5 protein-coding genes are annotated in these 3,717 nt (G+C 70.8%); 1 reads left to right on the plus strand and 4 read right to left on the minus strand.

Going from position 1 to position 3,717, the window contains the following annotated elements; all coding sequences use genetic code 11:
- Both AC1D1S_RS20035 and AC1D1S_RS20040 read right to left on the minus strand, forming a co-directional pair.
- The coding region (locus AC1D1S_RS20035) for a DUF202 domain-containing protein (RefSeq protein ID WP_476995311.1) at positions 1–251 on the minus strand (251 nt) is incomplete at its 3' end.
- Positions 248–604 (minus strand): YidH family protein, encoded by a 357-nt coding sequence (locus AC1D1S_RS20040; RefSeq protein ID WP_028277508.1) that lies wholly within the window; start codon positions 602–604, stop codon positions 248–250. The genes AC1D1S_RS20040 and AC1D1S_RS20035, both read right to left, overlap by 4 nt.
- Before the next feature lie 184 nt (positions 605–788).
- Here AC1D1S_RS20040 and AC1D1S_RS20045 point away from each other — a divergent pair, with 184 nt between their 5' ends.
- A complete protein-coding gene (locus tag AC1D1S_RS20045) occupies positions 789–1,973 on the plus strand; it encodes an ADP-ribosylglycohydrolase family protein (RefSeq protein ID WP_476995312.1) in 1,185 nt (394 codons plus the stop codon).
- A gap of 628 nt (positions 1,974–2,601) precedes the next feature.
- Here the strand turns inward: AC1D1S_RS20045 and AC1D1S_RS20050 are convergent.
- The gene (locus tag AC1D1S_RS20050; RefSeq protein WP_476943388.1) at positions 2,602–3,198 is read right to left on the minus strand and encodes a DUF4395 domain-containing protein; all 597 of its coding nucleotides are present in this window, start codon (positions 3,196–3,198) and stop codon (positions 2,602–2,604) included.
- Between the two features lie 92 nt (positions 3,199–3,290).
- The coding region (locus AC1D1S_RS20055) for a BRCT domain-containing protein (protein ID WP_476995313.1) at positions 3,291–3,717 on the minus strand (427 nt) is incomplete at its 5' end.

The following is a 3,717-nucleotide window of genomic DNA, read 5'->3' on the forward strand; positions in this document are numbered from 1 at the left end:
GCGTTGGACCGCCGGAGCTCGCGCCCGCGGACCAGCACGCACACACCCAGGACCAGCGTCGCGGCCATAGCGGCCAGCGCGCAGAGACCAAGGAAATCAACAGGACCCGCAGCGCCGCCCCGGGACCCTGCGAGCGCCCAGCTGCGCCAGACCAGCAGGTCCGCCACGATGAGGGCCAGCAACGTCCGGCGCCAGGCCAGGGAGGTCCGCTCGGGCTGCAGCCCAGGGTCCCTGACCGCAGCCGGTTTCACCTCGCCACCAGGATCAGGACCGCGAACACCAGGGCCGCAGCCGCAACGCCGATGGTCATCACCAGCATCACTGCGGAGAACGGCAACTCCCTGTTGTTCCGCATGGCAGCCTCCATGAGACCCCACCGGTGGTAGGACAGGGCGGCCAGGCCCGCGCCCAGGAACGCGAGGATGACGCACAACACGATCCGCACGGGGCCGGGCGCGATCTCCGGGGCCAGCTGGTCGATCGCCAGGGCTCCGGCAATCAGGGCCAGGGACGTGCGGATCCAGGCCAGGAACGTCCGCTCGTTGGCCAGGGAGAACCTGTAGTCGGGGGTGGTCCCGGTCTTCCGCCACGCTGGTTCGCGCATTCGTTTCCTCCGCTGCCCGGCGGTACGGCGCCGGCGGTTGCCTCGTCTGACCGCTGGACGGGTCCTACCAGCACCCTACCGGCCTTCCGCATCCGCCGCCGCCCGGCACCCAGGCGGCGACGCTAAGTCCCCGGCGGGCGCCGGCATTGCGGGGTGCGGTGCAGCGCCGGGTAAATTTGAGGGCATGAGCACCGAGCCCGGGACCAGCCCCGCACCCGCCCCATCACCCGGCCAGCCACACTCCCCTGCCCACGGCTCGCGCATCCACGGCTGCCTGCTGGGCGGCGCGCTCGGAGATTCGCTGGGCTACGCCGTCGAGTTCGACAGCATTTCCGCCATCCGCGCCCGGTTCGGCCCCGCAGGCCTGCAGGATTTTTCCGCGCTCGACGCCGGCAGCCCGTTTTCGGACGACACGCAAATGACGCTGTACACCGCCGACGGCCTCCTCGAGGCGCTGGAATGGGCCAACGACGGCGTGGCGGCGGACATCAACGCGTGCTTGTGGCTCGCGTACCTGCGCTGGCTGGGCACCCAGGGCGTCGCCGTGCCGGCGTCGGCCCCGTTCCAGCCGCCGCGCTGGATCGATGCCCAGGATGTCCTGAAGAGCCGGCGCTCGCCCGGCAACGCGTGCCTGAGCGGACTGGCCACGGGCGAGATGGGTACCGTGAAGCGCCCGGTCAATCCGGATTCGAAGGGCTGCGGCACCGTGATGCGGTCGGCGCCTTTCGGCCTGATCCCCCACCTCGAAGCGGAAACGGTCTATAAGCTCAGCGCCGATGCCGCGTCCCTGACGCACGGCCACCCCGCGGCACGGCAGAGCGCCGGAGTTTTCAGCCTTCTCATCCATGCCCTGTCCTCCGGCCACGGGCTGCGCGAAGCGGCGGAATCCGCCCTCGGGCAGCTGCTCGGCGGCATCCTGCGCAAGGGCGAAAATCCGGATCCGGAAGTGGTGGCGCGGCTGCAGGCGGCCCTGCGGTTGGCCGGAAACCTGCCCGGCGGCGGAGACGTGCTCAGCCCCGAGGACCTGGTTGGCGAACTCGGCGAGGGGTGGGTGGCCGAGGAAGCCCTCGCCGTCGCGCTGTACGCCGTGCTGGCCACAGCCCCGGGAACCGGGACAGGAACKGGGACGGCGGACACCGGGACTGCGGACGCTGCCGGGACCGACCCCGCCCAGACGCATTTCCGTGCCGCGATCGCGGTGGCGGTGAACCACAGCGGGGACAGCGATTCGACGGCGTCGATCGCCGGGAACATCCTGGGCGCGTTCTACGGCGAGCGGTGCCTGCCGGCAGACTGGCTGGCGGCGCTGCAGGCGCCGGAGGTCATCCGGGGCATGGCCTCGAAGCTGGCCGCCGTCACTGGCTCATAGCTTCGGCGGCCAACAYTCGGCCGGGCCAGTGCACGCCAGGTGTCGAGTCTCCGGCATTTGCGCAACGCAGCCAGCTGCGTCCGGAAGCCGCGGCCCGGCTTTTCCGCGGGACATGCCCCGTACCGCCCCGCCGCGAAGGACATGCCCCGTACCGCCCCGCCGCGAAGGACATGCCCATCCCTGGCCGCGGCATCCTCAGGACATGCCCATTTCCGGCGGCGGGGACTGGACATATTGCCACTATGTCCACCCGTCAGAGCCTCCAGAGGACATGCCCCGCCCTGGCCGCGGCATCCTCAGGACATGCCCATTTCCGGCGGCGGGGACTGGACATATTGCCACCATGTCACCCGTCAGAACCTCCGGAGGACATTTCCGCCCCTGACGGCAGCGCACCCAGGGACATGTCCGGTCGCCCCATGGCTCGAAGGACATGTCCATCCCCAGGCCGCGGTATCCTCAGGACATGCCCATTTCCGGCGGCGGGGACTGGACATATTGCCACCATGTCCACCCGTCAGAGCCTCCGGAGGACATGTCCCCTGGCGGCAGCGCACCCAAGGACATGCCCAGCCCTGGCGGCCGCTTCGGCGGAACCCAGGCGCCGCGGACCTAAGCGCCCCGGATCCTAGGCGCCGCGGAGCGAGATGTTGTTGCAGGCTTCGCAGACGTCCTCGGGGATGAGCCCGCGGCGCTGCAGGAAGCCGAAAATGGTGCAGCCGAGGCAGAACCCGGCGAACGCCTCAAGGGACGCGGCGGCGATCAGCACGGCGAGCAGCACCCACGCCGCCGGAGCGAGGCCGGCGGCCAGCAGCACCGCCGACGCCGTCGACACGGCAGCGCCGATGCCCTGGGCGAACCGCTTGGGCGGACCGGGGACAAGACGGGTCCGCCCGAGCCAGGGCGTCAGGACCTTGACCGAGAGCTGGGCCAGGGGCGAGATCCGGGGACCGAACAGCACGCGCAGCCAGAAACCGGCCGCGATGACGGCGAGCCCCCACCCGAAACCGGTCAGCAGGGTCACGGCGGACAGCGCCACCACCAGGGCCGCGGTGATGCGGGCGGCGTACTCATTCACCGGGTTCGGAAACGCGAACACCCGATGCCAGTCAATTCCGCGCGTCGCCGGTGCTGACTTCGCGGGCGCCGAGTCCGCCGGCATTGACGCCGACGGCGCTGACTTGGCCGGCGCTGTGGGGACCTGTGCATCCGTGGGTTTGCTCATCCGCCAAGGCTACGAGCGGGCGCGCCGTGGGAGGAATGATTGTTGCGCCGTGTGACCGCCGGACAGGCAGGACCCCGACAGGCGGGGCCGGGTCAGGCAGGTGCGGCAGCCAGATGTCCGCCGACCATCTGGAGGAATTCGCCCTCGGACAGGACCTCGATGCGTTGCCCGCGTTCGTGCAGTTCCAGGACGCGGCGCGCCTTGCCTGTCAACCGGCCGGAGCGCAGGTCCGCGGCCACAAAGCCGTCGCCCACCACCAGAACGGTAGTACGGGCTGTCACCCGGCTTTCAGGCCTGGCGCCGAGCTCTGCGGAACGGACCTTTGCTTCGGGGCGGGGAATTGCCAGTTCGCCGGTGAACACCACGGTCTGGCCGAACAGTGGGTGGTCGGGGCTGGCGGCGGCGTTGGGTGTCGGGTTGGGGCCTTCCTCCGGCCACCCGGCCACGAAGCGCCGGCCCGGGGCCGCGCCGTTTGTTCCCCCGGCGAGCGCCTCCATTGCGGCCAGGGTGGCCTTGGAC

The sequence above is a fragment of the Arthrobacter sp. P1_A5 genome, assembly GCF_056406825.1.